General features: G+C 72.8%; 2 protein-coding genes. Both read left to right on the top strand.

Annotated elements, in window-relative coordinates; all coding sequences use genetic code 11:
* The coding region (locus FB586_RS19145) for a transporter associated domain-containing protein (protein ID WP_281276716.1) at nt 1–348 on the top strand (348 nt) is incomplete at its 5' end.
* Nucleotides 345–500 (top strand): CNNM domain-containing protein (locus FB586_RS19140; RefSeq protein WP_136520894.1); only part of this gene is annotated, 156 nt, incomplete at its 3' end. The genes FB586_RS19145 and FB586_RS19140, both read left to right, overlap by 4 nt.

The raw sequence follows: 500 nt of genomic DNA, 5'->3' as shown, positions 1-500 counted from the left end.
CGCCAGCGTCGTGACGGCAGCTGGACCCTGTCCGGCCTGCTGCGACCGGACGAGGTCGAGGACGCCACCGAGATCGAGCTCCCCGACCACGAGGACTACGACACCGTCGCCGGCCTGGTGATGCGAGAGCTCGGCAAGATCCCCGCTCCCGGTGACCGCGTCGAGATCCCGGTCCCCGACCGCAGCGAGCTCCACGAGCGGCGCGAGCGGCTCGTCATGCTGACGGTCGAGCGGATGGACGGACTGCGCATCGACCGGATCGAGCTGCGACTTCTCACGCCGGATCCCGAGCAGGAGCCAGGGTCCGACGCCGCGCCCGCCACCGCGACCAAGGAGGCCGTGCGATGAACGGCGACCTCTTCGGCGTGGCCCTGGCCGTCGTCCTGCTCGCCCTCAACGCGTTCTTCGTCGGCGCCGAGTTCGCGCTGCTCGCCGCGCGCCGCAGCCAGATCGAGCCGCGCGCGCAGGAGGGCTCACGCGCCGCCCGCACGACCCTGCGC

Origin of the sequence: Cellulomonas telluris, from assembly GCF_004886325.1 — a bacterium.
Lineage (GTDB): Bacteria > Actinomycetota > Actinomycetes > Actinomycetales > Cellulomonadaceae > Cellulomonas > Cellulomonas telluris.
The sequence above is the reverse complement of the archived record's forward strand: the minus strand, read 5'-3'. Positions and strand labels throughout refer to the sequence as shown.